General features: G+C 66.5%; 15 protein-coding genes. 5 read left to right on the top strand and 10 right to left on the bottom strand.

Annotated elements, in window-relative coordinates:
* Position 1 precedes the first annotated feature (1 nt).
* From AB0M74_RS17705 to ftsY, 3 genes are all read right to left on the bottom strand, one after another.
* On the bottom strand, positions 2-340 hold the full coding sequence (locus AB0M74_RS17705; RefSeq protein ID WP_040780799.1) for a P-II family nitrogen regulator: 339 nt from the start codon (positions 338-340) through the stop codon (positions 2-4).
* A 5-nt stretch (positions 341-345) separates the two neighbouring features.
* On the bottom strand, positions 346-1,725 hold the full coding sequence (locus tag AB0M74_RS17700; RefSeq protein WP_366527321.1) for an ammonium transporter: 1,380 nt from the start codon (positions 1,723-1,725) through the stop codon (positions 346-348).
* 253 nt (positions 1,726-1,978) lie between these two features.
* Positions 1,979-3,568, bottom strand: coding sequence for a signal recognition particle-docking protein FtsY (ftsY, locus tag AB0M74_RS17695; RefSeq protein ID WP_366527320.1), 1,590 nt, complete (start codon positions 3,566-3,568; stop codon positions 1,979-1,981).
* Between the two features lie 120 nt (positions 3,569-3,688).
* Here ftsY and AB0M74_RS17690 point away from each other — a divergent pair, with 120 nt between their 5' ends.
* Complete coding sequence (locus tag AB0M74_RS17690) at positions 3,689-4,078, top strand: DUF2237 domain-containing protein (RefSeq protein ID WP_366527319.1); 390 nt, start codon at positions 3,689-3,691, stop codon at positions 4,076-4,078.
* Positions 4,079-4,380: 302 nt separating this feature from the next.
* Here the strand turns inward: AB0M74_RS17690 and AB0M74_RS17685 are convergent, their stop codons facing one another.
* Positions 4,381-5,181, bottom strand: coding sequence for a helix-turn-helix domain-containing protein (locus tag AB0M74_RS17685; protein WP_366527318.1), 801 nt, complete (start codon positions 5,179-5,181; stop codon positions 4,381-4,383).
* A gap of 118 nt (positions 5,182-5,299) precedes the next feature.
* Here AB0M74_RS17685 and AB0M74_RS17680 point away from each other — a divergent pair, with 118 nt between their 5' ends.
* The gene (locus AB0M74_RS17680) at positions 5,300-6,217 is read left to right on the top strand and encodes an NmrA family NAD(P)-binding protein (RefSeq protein ID WP_366527317.1); all 918 of its coding nucleotides are present in this window, start codon (positions 5,300-5,302) and stop codon (positions 6,215-6,217) included.
* A 423-nt stretch (positions 6,218-6,640) separates the two neighbouring features.
* Here AB0M74_RS17680 and AB0M74_RS17675 read toward each other — a convergent pair whose 3' ends face one another.
* The gene (locus AB0M74_RS17675; protein WP_366527316.1) at positions 6,641-7,447 is read right to left on the bottom strand and encodes a hypothetical protein; all 807 of its coding nucleotides are present in this window, start codon (positions 7,445-7,447) and stop codon (positions 6,641-6,643) included.
* Between the two features lie 88 nt (positions 7,448-7,535).
* Complete coding sequence (smc, locus tag AB0M74_RS17670; RefSeq protein ID WP_366527315.1) at positions 7,536-11,147, bottom strand: chromosome segregation protein SMC; 3,612 nt, start codon at positions 11,145-11,147, stop codon at positions 7,536-7,538.
* Positions 11,148-11,521: 374 nt separating this feature from the next.
* Between smc and AB0M74_RS17665 the strand changes: the two genes are divergently transcribed.
* Together AB0M74_RS17665 and AB0M74_RS17660 are read left to right on the top strand one after the other, a co-directional pair.
* Positions 11,522-12,502 (top strand): hypothetical protein, encoded by a 981-nt coding sequence (locus AB0M74_RS17665; RefSeq protein WP_366527314.1) that lies wholly within the window; start codon positions 11,522-11,524, stop codon positions 12,500-12,502.
* 230 nt (positions 12,503-12,732) lie between these two features.
* A complete protein-coding gene (locus AB0M74_RS17660) occupies positions 12,733-12,873 on the top strand; it encodes a hypothetical protein (protein ID WP_366527313.1) in 141 nt (46 codons plus the stop codon).
* A 111-nt stretch (positions 12,874-12,984) separates the two neighbouring features.
* On the opposite strand, the gene AB0M74_RS17655 is transcribed toward AB0M74_RS17660, so the two are convergent.
* Positions 12,985-13,410 carry a DUF1707 domain-containing protein gene (locus AB0M74_RS17655; RefSeq protein WP_366527312.1) on the bottom strand — a complete coding sequence of 142 codons (426 nt, stop codon included), beginning with the start codon at positions 13,408-13,410 and terminating at the stop codon, positions 12,985-12,987.
* A 307-nt stretch (positions 13,411-13,717) separates the two neighbouring features.
* Here AB0M74_RS17655 and AB0M74_RS17650 point away from each other — a divergent pair, with 307 nt between their 5' ends.
* Positions 13,718-15,265 carry a long-chain-fatty-acid--CoA ligase gene (locus tag AB0M74_RS17650; RefSeq protein WP_366527311.1) on the top strand — a complete coding sequence of 516 codons (1,548 nt, stop codon included), beginning with the start codon at positions 13,718-13,720 and terminating at the stop codon, positions 15,263-15,265.
* Between the two features lie 71 nt (positions 15,266-15,336).
* Here AB0M74_RS17650 and AB0M74_RS17645 read toward each other — a convergent pair whose 3' ends face one another.
* Genes AB0M74_RS17645 through AB0M74_RS17635 form a run of 3 tightly spaced genes read right to left on the bottom strand, consistent with a single transcriptional unit; the run spans position 15,337 to position 17,682 of the window.
* Entirely contained in the window at positions 15,337-15,786 is a 450-nt protein-coding gene (locus AB0M74_RS17645) for a DUF350 domain-containing protein (RefSeq protein WP_366527439.1), read from the bottom strand.
* Positions 15,787-15,814: 28 nt separating this feature from the next.
* Positions 15,815-16,978 (bottom strand): glutathionylspermidine synthase family protein, encoded by a 1,164-nt coding sequence (locus AB0M74_RS17640; RefSeq protein ID WP_366527310.1) that lies wholly within the window; start codon positions 16,976-16,978, stop codon positions 15,815-15,817.
* Entirely contained in the window at positions 16,978-17,682 is a 705-nt protein-coding gene (locus tag AB0M74_RS17635) for a hypothetical protein (RefSeq protein WP_366527309.1), read from the bottom strand. Before AB0M74_RS17635 ends, AB0M74_RS17640 begins: the two co-directional genes overlap by 1 nt.
* Positions 17,683-17,959 lie beyond the last annotated feature (277 nt).

The raw sequence follows: 17,959 nt of genomic DNA, 5'->3' as shown, positions 1-17,959 counted from the left end.
ATTACAGAGCGTCGGTACCGCGTTCGCCGGTCCGGACCCGGATGATCGACTCCACCGGGGTCACCCAGACCTTGCCGTCGCCGATCTTTCCGGTGCGAGAGGCCTCGACGATCACCTCGACTACTTTGTCGACCGAGGCGTCGTCCACGACAACCTCGACCCGAACCTTCGGGACGAAATCCACGGAGTACTCGGCGCCGCGGTACACCTCGGTGTGGCCCTTCTGACGGCCGTAGCCCTGCACCTCGCTGACGGTCATCCCGAGTACACCCGCCTGCTCGAGCCCGGTCTTGACGTCCTCGAGAGTGAACGGTTTGACAATTGCGGTGATCAGTTTCATTGTCGTCATGCCTCCTTGACGGCCGTACGTGCCGTGCCACCCACAGCAGCGAAATCGTATGCCGTTTCAGCGTGCTCGGACTCGTCCATGCCCACCGCCTCGGCTTCCTCGCTGGCGCGCAGCCCAATGGTGAACTTCACGATATAGGCAATGACCAGCGACGCGATGAAGGAGAAGGCCAAGACGACGCCCGCGCCAACCGCCTGCCGCCACAGCTGATCGAGACCGCCGCCGTAGAACAGGCCGGTCTTGGCCGCACCGGCCTCCGGAGCGGCGACCAGGCCGATCATCAGAGTGCCGACGATGCCGCCGACCAGGTGGACACCGACCACGTCGAGCGAGTCGTCGAAGCCGAATTTGAACTTCAGGCCCACCGCCAGCGCACACAGTGCACCCGCCACCGCACCGATGATCAGCGCACCGAGCACGTTGACCGAGGAGCAGGACGGAGTAATAGCGACCAGACCGGCCACGATGCCCGAGGCCGCGCCCAGCGAGGTGGGCTTGCCGTCGCGAAACTTCTCCACCAGCAGCCAGGCCAGCATCGCGGCACAGGTGGCGAAGGTGGTGGTGATGAAGGTGGAACCGGCCAGACCACCCGAGGTGACCGCGGAGCCCGCGTTGAAACCGAACCAGCCGAACCACAGCAGACCGGCGCCGAGCATGACGAACGGCAGGTTGTGCGGACGGAACGGCGTGGTCGGCCAGCCCTTGCGCTTACCGAGCACCAGGACCAGCGCCAGGCCGGCCGCACCGGCGTTGATGTGAACCGCGGTGCCACCGGCAAAGTCGACCGCGAGGAGTTTATTGGCAATCCAGCCGCCCTCGTGCACAACAGTGCCGTCGGCGTCCTTCACATCGAAATCGAAGACCCAGTGCGCGACCGGGAAGTACACGACCGTCACCCAGATACCCGCGAACAAAAGCCAGGCACCGAACTTGAGCCGGTCAGCAACTGCGCCCGAGATGAGGGCAACCGTGATGATCGCGAACATCAGCTGGAACGCGACGAACACACTCATCGGAATCGTGCCCGCGAGCGGAATGTTCACGGCAGCGGTGGTGACCGCACCTCCGGCGTCCTTGACCTCGGCAACGGCGTTGCCGCCGATCAGGCCCTTCAGTCCGAAGAACTGCGCGGGATCACCGATCACGCCGAATTTGTTGTCGCCGAAGGCCGTCGAGTATCCGTACAGCGACCACAACACGCCGACGAGGCCCATTGCGCTGATGCTCATCATGATCATGTTCAGCACGTTCTTGGAACGCACCATGCCGCCGTAGAAAAATGCCAGACCCGGCGTCATCAACAGCACGAGTGCTGAACTTGCCAGCATCCATGCGGTGTCACCGGTGTCCGGTGCACCGGTAAGGGGAAATGCCACCTTAATGTCCTCCTCATCTCGGGCCCAGCCGACTCCGGCAAATGGACCTGAACGAAAGGGTCCTCATTCGGTGTTTCATCCGCGGCGCCGTCGTGTTTCACCTAGGTGAACGCATGACGCAGTTGTGTTGCTAACACGTTTCGCGATGCAAACCGCACGTTTTGCCCTGTTGTGAGCCGCGTGTCGGAGGATCAGGACATTCGGTAACCGATGGGTAGGTCCAGCAAATCTTCCGCTCGGACGAATTGAGGGCTCAGCCGAGCAGCGCGTCGACGAAAGCGCCCGGTTCGAAGGGAGCCAAGTCGTCGGCACCCTCGCCGAGTCCGACCAGCTTCACCGGCACACCGAGTTCGTGTTGCACCTGGAAGACGATGCCGCCCTTGGCCGTTCCGTCCAGCTTGGTGAGCACGACACCGCTGATGTCGACCACCTCGGCGAAGACCCGTGCCTGCATCAGCCCGTTCTGCCCGACAGTGGAGTCGAGCACCAACAGCACCTCGTCGACGGCCGCCTTCTTCTCCACCACGCGCTTGACCTTGCCGAGCTCGTCCATCAGGCCCGTCTTGGTGTGCAGCCGTCCGGCGGTGTCGATCATCACCACGTCGACGCCGCGTTCGATGCCCGCGCTGACCGCATCGAATGCGACCGCGGCCGGGTCGGCGCCCTCGCGCCCGCGTACCGTGTCTGCGCCGACCCGCTCGCCCCAGGTCTGCAGCTGGTCAGCGGCCGCGGCACGGAAGGTGTCGGCGGCGCCGAGTAGGACGCGCCGGCCGTCGGCAACGAGCACACGCGCGAGTTTGCCGGTGGTCGTGGTCTTCCCGGTGCCGTTGACCCCTACGACGAGCAGGATCGACGGATGATCGTCGTGCGGCAACGCGCGGATCGAACGGTCCAATTCCGGGCGCAACGCCTCGATCAGCACCTCACGCAGTACGGCACGAGCCTCGTCGATGGTGCGGACGCTGCGCGCAGCCATCTCCTCGCGCAGCCGCGTGACGATCGCCGCGGTACTCGCGGTGCCGAGATCGGCGAGCACCAGAGTGTCCTCGACCTCATCCCATGAGTCGTCGTCGAGGTCACCGCCACCGAGAAGGCCGAGCAGGCTCTTGCCGACGGCGTTCTGTGACCGCGACAGCCGCCCGCGCAGCCGGACCAGGCGGCCCTCGGTCGGCTCGATCTCCTCGAGGGTGGGAGCCGAGGCTGCCGGGGCGGCGACGTCGGGCTGAGCCGTCGTTACGGCAGGCGCAGCCGCGTCGGCGGGTGCGACGGTCTCGGCTGGTGCGGTCTCGGCCGGTGCGGTCTCGGCCGGTGCGGTCTCGGCCGGTGCGGTCTCGGCCGGTGCGGTCTCGGCCGGTGCGGTCTCGGCCGGTGCGGCGACCGCTGGAGCCTCGACCTCCGGCGGCACGACGGCGGTATCCGATTCGACCGGTGCCGGCGCGACCACCCCAGGAGCCGAGTCGTCCGCGACGGCCACCTGCTCGGCCGCCGCGGCGGATTCGGGCTCTAGCAGGTCGACGTCGCCCTCGGGCAGCGGAACATTGGTGATGCCGCGCTTGGGCGCGTCGCGCGGGATCGCCGCATCGTCACCGACATGTGGCTGCCCGTCGGTGTCGGTGCGCTCGATCGGCACGGGTTCGGGGCGTGTCGCGGTGGCGGTGCCGCCCTGGCTGAAGTTGAAGCCGCCCGACGCCGAATAGCCCCCGGACCGGTCGGTCAGTTCTTTCTCGGGGGCGGGCGACGTCAGCGTGATGCGACGGCGTTTGTACAGGACGAATCCGGCGACAAACACCACCAGCAGCAGGGCGGCAACCGCGGCGATCAGGATCCAGGCTTCGGAGCTCACGCGGACCATCCTTGCAGAACCGCCTGGTCCGCATTACCACGCCGCCCGGGCTCCGACACACAACCCCCGAGATTTCTTGTCCTGCGGAACTTCTCGCGAACTGACAATAGGATCGTCGACGTGACCGATCGAAACGTGCTTGGGGGGCCGCTGGAAGAGTGCGGCACCGATCCTCTCACCGGCTTCTACCGGGATGGCTGCTGCAGTACCGGGCCGGAGGATCTGGGCAGCCACACCGTGTGCACCGTCGTCACGGCCGAGTTCCTCGAACACCAAGCGTCCATCGGCAACGACCTGAGTACGCCGCGCCCGGAGAACAACTTCCCGGGCCTGCTGCCCGGGGACCGATGGTGCGTGGTGGCAGTGCGCTGGCTGCACGCCCACGAGGACGGTGTCGCCGCGCCCATTGTGCTTGCTGCCACCCACGAGAACGCGCTGGAAGTGATCTCCATGGATATCCTGCGCAAATACGCCGTCGACGTGCCCGACGACGTCAGTGACCTACTCTGAGGTCTGCTGCCGTTACGCGACAATCCGCGGGGCCCGGATGGCCCGTGAGCCAGCATCCGCCGGGTCGCTTCCGGCATTCCGGACTGCCTGGATCAGCTTCTCGACGACGCCCCACCATGCGTGTGTGACGAAGATCTCCGCCAGCACGCGGCGACAATCACGCGCTTCGATTGTGCTCATGCGCACAGCCCAACGGCAGCGGCGTGGAAGCACTGGCGATCCGGCCGTCGTGGCGAGCCCGGAGGGGCGGTAATGCTCGGCCACGTCGTCGCCGCGGCCATACCGAGCGGGCACAGCACAGGTCAGTTCGCGGCCCCGGCCCTGATCCGCGCCGCGCGGGTAGCGCGCAGGCGGTGCGCCTTCTGGCGACAGGCCGCAGAGCAGTAGCGGGCTGGCCGGCCGGTGCCGGCACTGCGCACCGCCGCGCCACAGATCGGGCAGCGGGACGCATCGACAGTTTCGTTACGTTCCATAATTTCGTTACGAAGATCCGACTCGAGGTCGAGTTTCGTTACAGCTGCTTCGGGGTGCGCGCGCATCGCGTCCAATACGAGCGCAGCGGCCCGGACCAAGCTCCCGTCCGGGCGCTGATGTCGTTGGATTGCCACGCACCCGGTGAAGATGTCGAGCACGTCGGCAAGGGTGATGTCGGCACGGACCGCACCTCGGCGTTGCGCGGCGCCCAACAGCGCGCCGAGTGACTGATGGAACCGCTCTCCCGCGCTGCGCACCAGGGCCTTCGGCCAGCCGTCGCCGGACTGAACCAGGTCGCATAGTGCCTGGCTACCGGGAGCGCTGGCGACCACCTCGGTGCATACCGCAAAGAAGGCGGCACCCGGGTCCGGCGCGTCGAGATAGTCGGCCGCCAACGTGGCGAGCCGGTCGATGCGCTGCTGCATAACCGCTTCCAGCAGATCGGTTTTCGTGGGGAAATGCCGGTACACCGTGCCCGCGCCGACGCCCGCTCTCCGCGCGACCTCGGCCAGCGACACCGAAGCGCCCTGCTCGGCGAAGGCCCGTTGCGCGGCAGCCAGCACAAGTGCGCGATTGCGTCGAGCGTCGGCCCGCGCCGCACTGCCGAGCGGTGATATCGGAGCAGACATTCGTTACGGCCTTCCATTCCTTACCTGGCCAATCGGGTCGGCACACCCGTATGGTCCGAATACGGGTCACCCGACCCGATTCTATCGAGCAGAGTTCGATCGAGCAGAGAAGGCACGAATGTCCCCTCAGCAGCACCCCATTCTTGTCACCGGCGGCACCGGCCGGCAGGGCGGCGCCACCGCCCGCCGACTGCTGTCCGACAGCGTCCCGGTGCGTGCCCTGGTGCGCGATCCCGCAGCGCCCGCAGCACGCGCCCTTGCGGACGCGGGCGCCGAACTGGTAACCGCCGACTTCGATACTCCGAGCACGTTGGACGCCGCCACAGCAGGGGTTCGCGGCGTATTCCTGATCCCTCCTGCGGTTTTCGGCCCGAGCGGGTGGAATCGCGATATGGAGGCCGAACGCGGCCTCGCGGTGCTCGACGCGGCGAAGCGCGCGAATGTCGAGCAGATCGTGTTCACCGGTGTCGCCTCGCTGGGCGCGGACTCCACCTGGGGCCAGGACGGAAAGCGAGTCATCGAGGACGCCGTCGCGGCCAGCGGCCTGCGATACACCCTGTTGCGGCCGGTCCGGTTCATGGAGAACTACCTGCTGCGCACCTCACCGGTAGACGGAATCAGCAACGGTGTCCACAAGCACATCTTCCCTGCCGATCAGCCGCTGCAGATGGTGGCGCTGGCCGATATCGCGGCCTTCGCCGCGCTCGCTTTCGCCGACCCGGACCGCCTGCACGGCCGCACCATCGAACTGGCCGGCGACGCAGTCCTGCCCTCGAAAGCGGTTGCACTGATCAGCGCTGCCATCGGACACCAGGTCAGCTACCACGAACTCGACGAATCCGAGGCGGATGCCATCGGCGAACAGATCGGCAACACGTGGCGACTGGTCCGCGAGACCGGCGGCTGGCACGCCGACCTCGCGCAGCTGCGGCACATCTACCCGGAGCTGACAACCTTCGAATCCTGGCTCGCCACAACCGGAGTCGCGAAAATCAAGGCGTTGCTGGAGGGCGAACCGGTGGGTTCGCCCCACTGACTCGGGCTGACGCCCGTGGATGGCCGAGCCGGGCTGGTGGTGCCGGGGCAGCCCGGTCCTGCTCGGCTCGGTCCAAGGACACTGCCGGTCCAGCGGCCCAGCCGACCCAACGGCACGCCGAGATGGCGGCACACATGGTCCAGGCTGCACATCCGGGTCGGCCGCACACCCAGCCCAACGGCACACCCGGTCCAATAGCCCAGCTGTGCCGGCCCGAGCGCCGGCCGACCGAGTCGGTCGTTTCGAGCGGCACGGCAGGGCGCGCTCACCAAGCAGGTCGCGACCGGGCACGATTTGCCTGGTGGGCCGGAACCCGTCCAGTTTCGTCAGCCCTGACGACAGGGGCATGATGAACGAGAGGATCAACATGACAACAGGTTTCGTGCATCGCGGGGTTGCGCTCCAGCTCGGCCTCGCCGGAGGTCAGCCGCTGATGTCGCTGATGCAGTAGCCCTCCGGACCGATGTTCAGTGTGAAGACCGTGGTCCGGGCGACGCCGGACGAATTCGTCACCGGCACCGATACCTCGACCTCGGCAATGCCCGTCGACCTCGAGGTCAGCTGGTTGTCGGCGAATGCGGTGGTGCCCGTGAGCCTTCCCGGGTTCGCTGCCTGCACCGACCCCGGGCAGACCAGCGGATACTTGCCCTCGGTATCGTCCGCGTGCACCGGCGTGCCGATCCATCGGGACAGGTAGCGCTCGACGGTGTAGCGGGCGTCACCTTCGTTGAGGGTGGTATCGGACCCGGTCGGCGCCACCCTCGGGCACGCGTACCCGGAGGCGACCTCGCTGCGCTTCACACTGACCGTCTCGGTCGGCCCCGTCCAGATGATCGCGAACTGGCCGTCGATGCCGGGTTGCGCGATCGCGGCGAGGATCCCGTCCTTGTCGGCGTACATATTCCTGGCATTGTTCGGATCGATGGTCCAACATTTGCCGACCAGCCGGCCGACATCACCGGCGACCAGGTCCTGCGCCCACGGTTGCAACGCCGTTGCGGCGTTCGCGTTGCCGGGGACCTCGCCGATCGGCACACTCGAGGTCGGGGCCGACGGACCAGCGCTCGCTGCCGAAGGCGATTGCGGCAGTACAGATGTCGCCGTGCCCGGCGCAAACGAAGTCGTCGCCGAGTGGCCCGCATGCCGATCGTCCGAGCTGCAGCCGGTCAGCAAGGCGCACCCGACGATGGCAGCAAGGCCACCCGTTTCCCACCCGCGGCTGTTGCTCATGGGCACGACGATAGCGATAAAACATCCCAGGACTGCAGCTTTCTGTCCGGACGTCCCATCGACGACACAATTGTCCGATTCTTCGGACTCAGCCCGCCGGCGCCAGGTTCTCCCGACTCAGTCGCTGGCTGATCACCTGGGTGATGCCGTCGCCGCGCATGCTGACGCCGTAGAGGGCATCGGCGATTTCCATGGTGGGCTTCTGGTGTGTGATGACGATCAGCTGGCTCTTCTCGCGCAGCTGCTCGAACAAGCCGATCAACCGGCGCAGATTGGTGTCGTCGAGCGCCGCCTCGACCTCGTCCATCACATAGAACGGTGAAGGGCGAGCCCGGAAAATGGCCACCAGCAAGGCGACCGCAGTCAGCGACTTCTCGCCACCGGACAACAACGAGAGGCGCTTGACCTTCTTGCCGGGCGGGCGGGCCTCCACCTCGATGCCGGTGGTGAGCATGTCCGAAGGATCCGTGAGCAGCAGCCTGCCCTCGCCGCCGGGGAACAGCTTGGCGAACACGCCGACGAATTCGCGTTCGACGTCCTCCCACGCCTCGGTGAAGACCTGCAAGATGCGGGCGTCCACCTCGGCGACCACATCGAGCAGATCCTTGCGGGCGCTCTTGACGTCTTCGAGCTGTGTGGACAGGAAGTTGTAGCGCTCCTCCAGGGCCGCGAACTCTTCGAGCGCAAGAGGATTCACCTTGCCGAGAGTGCTGAGGTCCTTCTCCGCGCGTTTGGCGCGGCGCTCCTGGGTCTGCCGGTCGTATGGCATGGGCGCGGGGGCGGAGACCTGCTCGCCGCGTTCTTTGGCCTGCTCGTATTCCAGCCACTCCAGATCCGACGGCGGCGTCGGCACATCGGGGCCGTACTCGGCGACCAGGTCGTTCAGCGCGATGCCGAACTGTTCGGCGATGGTCGCCTCGATCTGTTCGATGCGCAAGGCCGCCTGCGCTTTTGCCACCTCGTCGCGGTGCACCGCGTCGGTGAGCTGAGCCAGCTGGGTCGTGAGGGCACGAGCGCGCTCCTTCACCTGATCGACCTGCGCGGCGCATTCGGTACGCCGTCTCACCAGATCGTCACGGCGCGCGGCGGCTTCGGCGACCACGCTCTCCAATTCGGCGGCGATACGGGTGCCGGATTCGGCGACTGCGGCCGCTACCTCGGCGGCCTTGCGCCGTGCCGCGTGGGCGCGTTCGGCACGTTCGCGGGCCTCGCGCTCGGCACGGGCCGCCCGCCGCAGCGAATCCGCTTTACCGCGTACCGATTCCGCGCGTTCCTCCGCGGTGCGCACCGCGAGCCGGGCCTCGACCTCCATCGAGCGGGCCTCGGCCAGCGCGGCGGCGGCTTCCTCGCGCTCGCGACCAGCGGATTCGGTACCTGCCGCGCCGATGCCGTCGGCGTCGATGTCGGCGTGCTCGAGTTCGGCGTTGCGCAGCCGGGTCTCGAGGTCGGCGAGCGAGGCAAGCGATTCCTCGCGACTGGCCTCGGTGTCGGCGCGCTGGCCGGTCAGCTTTTCGAAGTCGGTCTGGGCGGTGCGCGCTACCTGCCCGAGTCTGCCGAGTCGGTCGTAGATCGCTACCAGGGCTTGATCGGATTCGTGCAGCGCGAGCAGCGCGTGGTCGACGGCGTCCTTGCGATCGGTTTGTTCGGCGAGCGCGCCGGACAGCGCGGCTTCCAATTCCTCCGCGCGGCGCTGCGCGGCGACGAGGTCGGCCTTGGCCGCATCGATATCGGCCTGGATCTCCAGCTGGCTCGGCGCACGGTCGGACCCACCGAGCACCCAACCGGTTCCCGTGAGGTCGCCGTCGCGCGTAACCACCCGCAACTCCGGCCGAACCGCCAGTAGTTCGACAGCGGCGGACAGATCGTCGACCACGGCGACACCGGCGGTCAATGCCACGATGGCACCGCGCACGGTGTCCGGGCCGTCCACGACCTCCGATAGCCAACAGGCACCGCTGGGCAGCGCTCCGGGCTGCGCGTTCGCGACATCGGTCGCGCCGAATACCAGCGCGGCGCGACCGCCGTCGGCTTCTTTCAATGCCCGCACCGCCGCGTGCGCACTGGTACCGGTATCGGCCGCGACCGCATCGGCGAGCGGACCGAGCGTTGCCGCGACTGCGGCCTCGAATCCGCCGTGCACCCGGATCAGGCCCGACAACGGACCGAGCAGACCCTCGGCGCGATGCTCGACCAGCCAGGCAGCGCCGTCACGGCGGGCAAGACCCATGCCGAGCGCTTCGATGCGGGCACTGAGCGAGGCGACCCGCTTGGTGGCGTCACGGTCTTGTTCGCGCAGTTCGGCGACGCGCTGATCGGCCAGCGTCAACGCCTGCACCGCATGCTCGTGCTGCGCGTCCAGTCCCGCCTCACCCGCGTCGAGTTCACCGAGTTCACCTTGCACTGTGTCGTATTCGGCCTGCGCGGCATCCCCGCGATACCTGGCTTCGGTGATCGCGACCGAGAGCCTGGCGATCTCCGCGTCCACCGACTGTGTCCTGGTCCGCAGGGTGTCGACCTGTCCGGACAACCTGGCCAGACCCTCGCGTCGATCGGCGATGGCCCGTACCGCGGCCAAGTGCGCCTGCTCGGCGGCCTTGGCCGCCTGCTCGCGTTCGCCGAGCTGGTCCCGTGCGGCCTCCAACGTCTCGACCGCGATCTCGACGGCCTCACGCAGTTCGGCCTCCTCAGCCTCCACTCGCTGCGCCTCGGCCTCGAGCTGATCAGGGTCGCGGCCAGTACCGACCGGGGTTTCGGTGTCCAGGTGACGGGCCCGATCGCCTGCGATGCGGATGGTGGCGTTCACCCGCTCGGCAAGCGCGGAAAGCTGGAACCAGATCTGACCAGCGGCCTCGGCACTCGGCGTCAGCCGGGAAAGTTGGAATTCCTGCTGCGCCAGTGCGGCGTTCGCGGCATCGAGTTCGGTCTGCACGGTGATGTGCTGCTCGCGCGCGTAAGCCTCTTTGCTCTGCTGACTTTCCAGCTCACCGCGTCTGGTGACCAAGTCGTCGGCGGCGAGGCGCAGTCGCGCGTCGCGCAGATCGGCCTGTACGGTCTGCGCGCGCCGCGCCACCTCGGCCTGTCTGCCGAGTGGCTTGAGCTGGCGGCGCAGTTCGGTGGTGAGGTCGGTGAGCCTGGCGAGGTTGGCTTGCATCGCCTCCAGCTTGCGGACCGCCTTCTCCTTGCGCTTGCGGTGCTTGAGCACGCCTGCGGCCTCTTCGATGAAGGCACGGCGGTCCTCGGGGCGCGATTCCAGGATGGCCGAGAGCTGGCCCTGCCCGACGATCACGTGCATTTCCCGGCCGATACCGGAGTCGCTGAGCAGTTCCTGCACGTCCATCAAGCGGCAGGAGCTGCCGTTGATCTCGTATTCGCCTGCACCGTCGCGGAACATGCGCCGGGTGATGGACACCTCGGCGTAGTCGATCGGCAGCGCACCGTCGGAATTGTCGATGGTCAGCGTCACCTCGGCGCGGCCGAGCGGCGCGCGGCCGGAGGTACCCGCGAAGATGACGTCCTGCATTTTGCCCCCGCGCAGCGCCTTCGCGCCCTGCTCCCCCATCACCCAGGTGAGCGCGTCGACGACATTGGACTTGCCCGAACCGTTCGGGCCGACCACACAGGTAATGCCAGGCTCGAAGCGCAGCGTCGTCGCGGACGCGAAGGACTTGAAGCCCTTCAACGTCAGGCTCTTCAGGTGCAAGTTCGACGACCTTTCCGTGCGGTGGCCGGACCTTCGTCGGAGATTCGGACGGGTCCGCTCAATCCTGCGGAGCGACCCGTCATGGTATCCGTCGCGGACCGGTTACCCCGTAGGCGGGCGGGTACCACGCGGATACGGCAATCGCAGACCTACCCAGGCTGTCGAGTCGCGCCGGCCTATCCGGTATTCGGGTGTGCCCGAAGTTTGCCGATTCCCCGGGTGCAGTCGCGGCAACGGCACCGCTCGCCAGGGCGGCTCGCGCTGTCGGTGACAGCCGCCGTCCACAGTTCCCGCATCAGCTGCCGCGATGCCCGGCCGCCGCATACGATCCAGTCTGATCGCACGCCGGAATATTTGTTTTGGGAGCACAGAGGATGCCAGCCGCGTCGGCCGCAACCATCGTGGCGCTGCGGCTTGCCCGGATCACCGCGCTGGTGCTCGGCAGCCTGCTTTTCCTCTACGCGTGCGAGTTCGGCGCGGACTCCGGATCGACGAGTTGGCGGGTGGAAATGGGCATCGCCGCCGTACTCGGTATCGCGGGTCTCGGCGCGGGATGGTTCCAGATCACGCTGGCCCACCACGTCGGCAAGCACGAATTTCGGATCGCCTCCGAGGGCCGTGCGGTCACCGCCCGCATCGTCACCTCCGGAAACCTGGTCTTCCACGGACACGACCTCGGCGGCCCGCATCCGGAATACGAATGGACCTGGACCTTCCGCCCTACATCCTTCCCCGCCATCCGCGCCGCGCTCGGCGGCCGCGGCGGCCGCGGCGGCGATCTCATCGCCTTGCTGGAGGACACCATCCCCGACCTCGATCGCCACGGCCGCCACGACCCGGGAGCCTGGCTGCGCCACCACGACATTCCGGCCCGCTACCGCGAGAAGGGCGTCGACCCGGCCCACCCCACCCGGAAACTACCGGTGATCGAATGCGATCTGCCCCAACCTATTTCGCTGCCTCGTCAGCAATCAGCGCACCGCGGCAAGCCATCGGCATCGCACCGTGACCGACCACCGACGTCGCACCACAGCAAACAAACACCGTCGCTGCGCGATAAACCGGCAAGGTCACACCGCGCCCCGACCGCGCCCTCGCGTCACGAGGTTTCGCAGCCCCCGCACAAACCGCCCGCACAAACCCATCGCGAACGTTGGTCATCGACGCACGACAACCAGCCGCCACCGGTGAGTCGCAGTCGAGCATTGCCATCGCGCGGCGGCCATCAACCACCGAGCAGGACGTGGGAGAAGCCGACGCAGACCGATCGACCGAACGAATCGGCGCGACCGCGCCAACCCGCATCCGCGCACCGACGTCGTAACGAACCGCCCGACACGCGCCGCGGGACGTAGCGACACTGCGGATGGCTTCTCGCTTTTGGGAGGTCGAAACGACCCTGCTCGAAGCGGACAGCTGAAGTAACAGCTTGCTATGGCAATTGATATCGGGAGAACCGTTGCCAACGGTATGGCGCGGATAACCGATGCCGTTATCGAGGGCACCAGGACTGTCAACCACCTCTACACCACGAAAGCGATCGGCCCGTTGCACCAGTTCGCGAGGGACGCTGCGGTACTCGATCATGACAGTGCCGGCGCGATCAACCATCAACGGAGCGGTGGCGCGGCTGAAAGAGATCCAGACCTTCGGCAAGATCACCGGCAAAGAATGGCCCGACATCTGGCGCTGGTCAAAGCACCTCCCGCTGCACAGCAACCCGTAATAACCGAACCCCCGAGACAGTGAGGAAACGAGCGCAGTCGAATGGCGGCGGTATCGCCCTGGAGAGCCACCATTCCTCTCACGCCGATTTCGCTGCTCGTTCTGTCATGGCTCAGTTGGTTCGGCGACCGAAGCGGCCGGACTCGAAGCCGGCCAGCATGCGGAAGGCGAGGACCGCGCCCCATGGGCCGATCACCCAGATGGGCCAGGGGTAGGTAAACTCACCGACGCTGAGCGAGATAGCGCCCCAGATGGCCAGAACGAGCACACTGACCCCGACCCACGAGGTGCCCTCGATCTGCTGCCAGATCGGGAACCTGGCAGGCGCCTGGGCCCGAGCCGATGACTCTTTCGACAGCTTGGGCAGGTCCGACAGCACCAACTGCAGGTCGTCGCGGGTGGCGGTGGCGTAAACGCGCGCGACTCGCTGGTCGTATTCGACCAGGTCGATGCGGCCGTCCGCCAGATGCCTGCTGAGCAGCTTCACGACCTTGTCACGCTCCGCGTCGGAAGCCCGAGTTCCAGGTGAGATTTCCATTTCCAGGTCCTAACGACGAGTTCCACGCTCCACAGTGGAAGGTGACACCAGAATGCACCCTCCAATGTGGAATGTCAAGGAGAGTGCGGGACGAGGATGACAACAGGCTCCCGGCGCGGCAATTCGACCCGTTTCGACGCGCACAGCACCGCCCACCAGGGCAGACGGATGCCACCGCGACAGCCCCCGTCGACTATTGCGCCAGTGGCCTGGGTCACGTTAGGCTCCCGCCACCTAAGTGAATATTGATTAACCAGCTCCGGGATGCGGCCGCCCCAGGTCCGCGCAATCGGCAAGTAAGGAAACGATGTATCTCACCCAGTCGCTGCATCGCGCGATGCAGCAGCGCCCGAATTCGATCGCCACCATCTTCGGCGATCGGGTTCGCACGGTGGCCGAATCCCACAACCGCATTGCCCGGTTCGCCGGTGCGCTCCGCAATCTCGGTGTGCGACAGGGCGATCGGGTCGCCATCTTGGCCTTGAACTCCGATCGCTATCACGAATACTTCTTCGCGGTGCCGTGGCTCGGCGCGGTGGTCAACCCGGTCAATATTCGCTGGAGCCCCGCGGAAGTCGTGTACTCACTGCGCGATTCGGACACCAGAGTGCTGCTGGTCGACGACGCGTTCGCGCAGGCGATCGGGCCGATCCTGGCGGAGTTCCCGCAGTTGCGCACAGTGATCTTCATCGGCGACGGCGAGCAACCGGCGGGAACCCTCGATTACGAGACGCTGATCACCGAAAGCGATCCGGTAGAAGATGTTCGGGTCGGTGGTGAGGAACTGCTCGGCGTCTTCTACACCGGCGGGACGACCGGCTTCCCCAAGGGCGTCATGCTGAGTCACGCCAACGTCGTCACCTCGGCGCTCGGCTCGCTCGCCACCAACCATGTCATCTCCATCGGCGGTCGATTACTGCACGCCGCTCCCATGTTCCACCTCGCCGACTTCGCGGTCTGGGGGTGCGGCAACTTGGCGGGCTCGACGCATGTCATCGTCCCGATGTTCACGCCCGCCGGTGTGCTGCAGGCCATCTCGGAGCACCAGGTCACCGATGGACTGCTGGTGCCGACGATGATCCAGATGCTTGTCGACGACCCCGCAGCGGCGGATGCCGACCTCAGCAGCGTCGAGCACCTCGTCTACGGTGCTTCCCCGATCTCCGAATCGGTCCTCGCCAAGGCGCGCAAGACCTTCCCCGCCGCCGGGTTCACCCAGGCCTACGGCATGACCGAGTTGTCGCCGATCGCGACCCTGCTCTCCCCCGCCGACCACAACGATCCGGTGCTGGCCAAAACAACGGGTCGCGCCGCGCCGCACGTGGAGGTCCGGATCGTGGACGCCGACGACAACGAGGTTCCCCGCGGCACTGTCGGTGAGGTTGTCGTCAAGGGCGCCAACGTAATGCTCGGCTACTGGAACAAGCCGGAAGCCACCGCCGAAGCGATCCGCGACGGCTGGATGCACACCGGCGATGGCGGGCGCATGGACGACAACGGCTACATCTCCGTTGTCGACCGCCTCAAGGACATGATCATCACCGGCGGCGAGAACGTCTACAGCATCGAGGTCGAGAACGCGCTGGCCAAGCACCCTGCCGTCGCGACCTGCGCGGTCATCGGCATCCCCGACGACCAATGGGGCGAACGCGTCCACGCGGTCGTCGTCCTCCTACCCGACCGACAAACAACTCCCGACGAACTCACCATCCACTGCAAACAACTGATCGCCAGCTACAAAATCCCCCGCAGCATCGAATTCGCCGACACCCTCCCTATGTCCGGTGCGGGCAAAATCCTCAAACGCGACCTCCGCGGTCGCTACTGGGACGCCGGCGGCAGCCAGGTCTCGTAAGAGAAGTCCGACGAGTGGCACAGGCGGTAGGCAGGGCCGAGAAGACCCTTCCTCGGTGTGCCACTTGTCGGCTAAAGGATGGCGAAAGCGACGACCAGGCCGAGAGCGAAGTGCGCGGCGGCTACCACGAGAACCTCGGTGGTGTAGGTGTCGGCGTGCAGGGCGGCACCGATGTCGATACCGAGAGCTCGTTCGATGACGCGGACCGAGATGACCTGGGCGATGATGCCGACGAGGCCGTAGACCAGGGCGGCGATCAGGCCCTCGGACAGTTTGCCTGCCGAGGCGTAGGTGGCCAGAACCACGATGAGGGCCATGCTGACCATGCCTGCGGCGGTGACGATGATGGCGTTGGGCTTGCCCTCGGCCACCAGCCTGCGCAGTTTTCCGGGGGTGGTCAGGTCGATGGCGTAGAAGCCGACGAGCATGAGGGCCAGCCCGACAATGGCATAGAGGATGATCGCCCCTACGCCCTCGCCGAGCGAGTTCCAGTACCCCGATTCGAGGGCGACTGCGGTCATCATGGTCCTTCCGAGGTGAAGTGAATGGTCAGCTGATGATGCGGTGCGGGACGAACGCCGACCCGTCGTCGGTAATGAGACCGGCGGTTTCGCGGATGCCGAGCCCCGCCGCGGTGTCACCGACGATCCACGCGCCGAGCACCGGACGCATATCGTCGAATTCCGGTAGCGGGTCGAGCAATTGGTAGACGAAGCCCTCTTCACCGTAGACACCACCGGTGGCCGTCTCCAGGCCGGCGCCGACGATCGTCATATTCGCGCCCTCGCGGCCGAGCTTCGGTTTGCGGATGTATTCGGTGAGCTCGTTGGGCTGATCGAGGTAGGCGGGCAACAGGTTCGGGTGACCGGGGTACATCTCCCACAGCACGGCGAGGATCGCCTTATTGCTGAGCAACGTCTTCCACAGCGGCTCGATCCACATGGTCTGCGGCAGGCTCTCGACGACGCGCTTGCCGAAATCGTCGTCGAGCACCCACTCCCACGGGTAGAGCTTGAAGATCGCATCGATCGGAGCCTCGGCCAGATCCACGAACCGGTCGAGGTCGGTATCGACCCCGATCTCCTCGATCGGCAGTGCGATGGTGTCGAATCCGGCCTCCGCGGCAGTCTCCTGCATATAGGCCGTGGTGACATTGTCCTCACCGGTGGCGTCCGCGGAGGACCAGGTGAAATGCAGTTGCGGTGACGGCAGGGTGTCACGCAACTCGGTCCAGCGCTCGACGAGTTTCTCGTGCAAGGAGTTCCACTGGTCGCCACCTGGGTACAGCGCGGTCAGCCAGTGCCACTGCACAATCGCCGCCTCCAATAGTGAGGTCGGTGTATCGGCGTTGTACTCCAGCAGTTTTGCCGGACGTCGCGCGTCATAGCGCAGGTCGAAGCGGCCGTAGACGTGCGGGTCGCTGCGCCGCCAGGATTCGGCGATCGGACCCCAACTCCATTCGGGCAGACCGAAATCCTTGAACCGCTCGGTGAGCACAATGTGCTCGACCGCGTTCAGGCACATCGAATGCAGCAACTCGACATCGGCCTCCAGCGCGAGGATCTCCGACATCTCGAACTCGTAGTGCACCGATTCGTCCCAGTAGGGCCGAGGCTGGCCACTGGCATCGCGCCCCGGCGAGCCGTAGACCAATCCCTGCTCCTCGGTGATCTGCCGCCAGCCCTGCCGTGGGGTACCGCGCACGCGCCGCATTACGATCCGCTCCCGCTCTTGCTGCTGCTACCGAGGCCGCCGCGCTGAATGCTGGTGCCGCTCTTGGTCTTGATGTCGGCGCCCTTCGGCGTAATGGTGGTGCCACCCGTCGGCGGCTTGCCGACCGTGTTGTTGCCGCCGTAGTAGTACCGGTACTGGCTGCCGTTGTAGATGAAAATGCCGTTGAGGCCACCGTGGCCGCCGCTGGAACTGGCCGATGCTTTGTCGCAGAGATCATCGTCGACGACGACTTCTTTACCGTTCTGGTCGATCTGGGTGCAGTACGCGGTCACCTGGTCGGGCTTGGTGAGCGCACGGTAGGCGAGATACCCACCACCGACCAGCCCCGCGACACCGACAATCGCGACACCGCCGATCAGTATCCGCTTGCGTGTGCGCTTCTTTGCCTCCTCGGCGACCGCGGCAGCACGCTGCTGTTCCTCGGCCCGCTTGCGCGCCTTGTCTCGCGCGCGTGCCTCGGCCACCGTCGGCGGACGCGGCTGAGTGACACCCGACTCCTGCCGCTGAATGCTGCCCGGCCGCGGCGGTGTCGAGAATCGGCGCTGCTCCTGGCCGGCCGACGGGTGTCCGGGCGAGGGCGAACCCGCTTCCTGAGCTCCGGAATCCGATCCCGGCGGGGGGGTCGCAGCGGCGGGGTCGGGGCCTGAATACTCCGCGATCGTCGGTGAATCCCATTGCGGCACAGCTGTTTCCGGTGGTGGCGGCGTATACTCGGCTAGCGTCGGAGGCTGCGGCTCGGGCTCGGCGCTCGCTGCGGTGTCCGGCTGCGATCCAGACGTACCCGGTGTCTGCGATCTGGATCCACGCGAAGATTCGGAATCAGCGGGTGGATGAGTGGAATCCGGTGTCGCCGGTGGGGTGGGCGCGGGCGTATCGGGGTCACCGGAAGCAGGCCGGTCGCCGCGGTGTCCGCTGCCCGGATCCTGCGTATTCAACGATCACTCCCCTTGGTCGCCGCTC

The sequence above is a fragment of the Nocardia sp. NPDC051463 genome, assembly GCF_040681975.1.
Classification (GTDB): Bacteria; Actinomycetota; Actinomycetes; order Mycobacteriales; family Mycobacteriaceae; genus Nocardia.
Note: the sequence above shows the minus strand (reverse complement) of the source record. Positions and strands in the feature narration are given on the sequence as shown.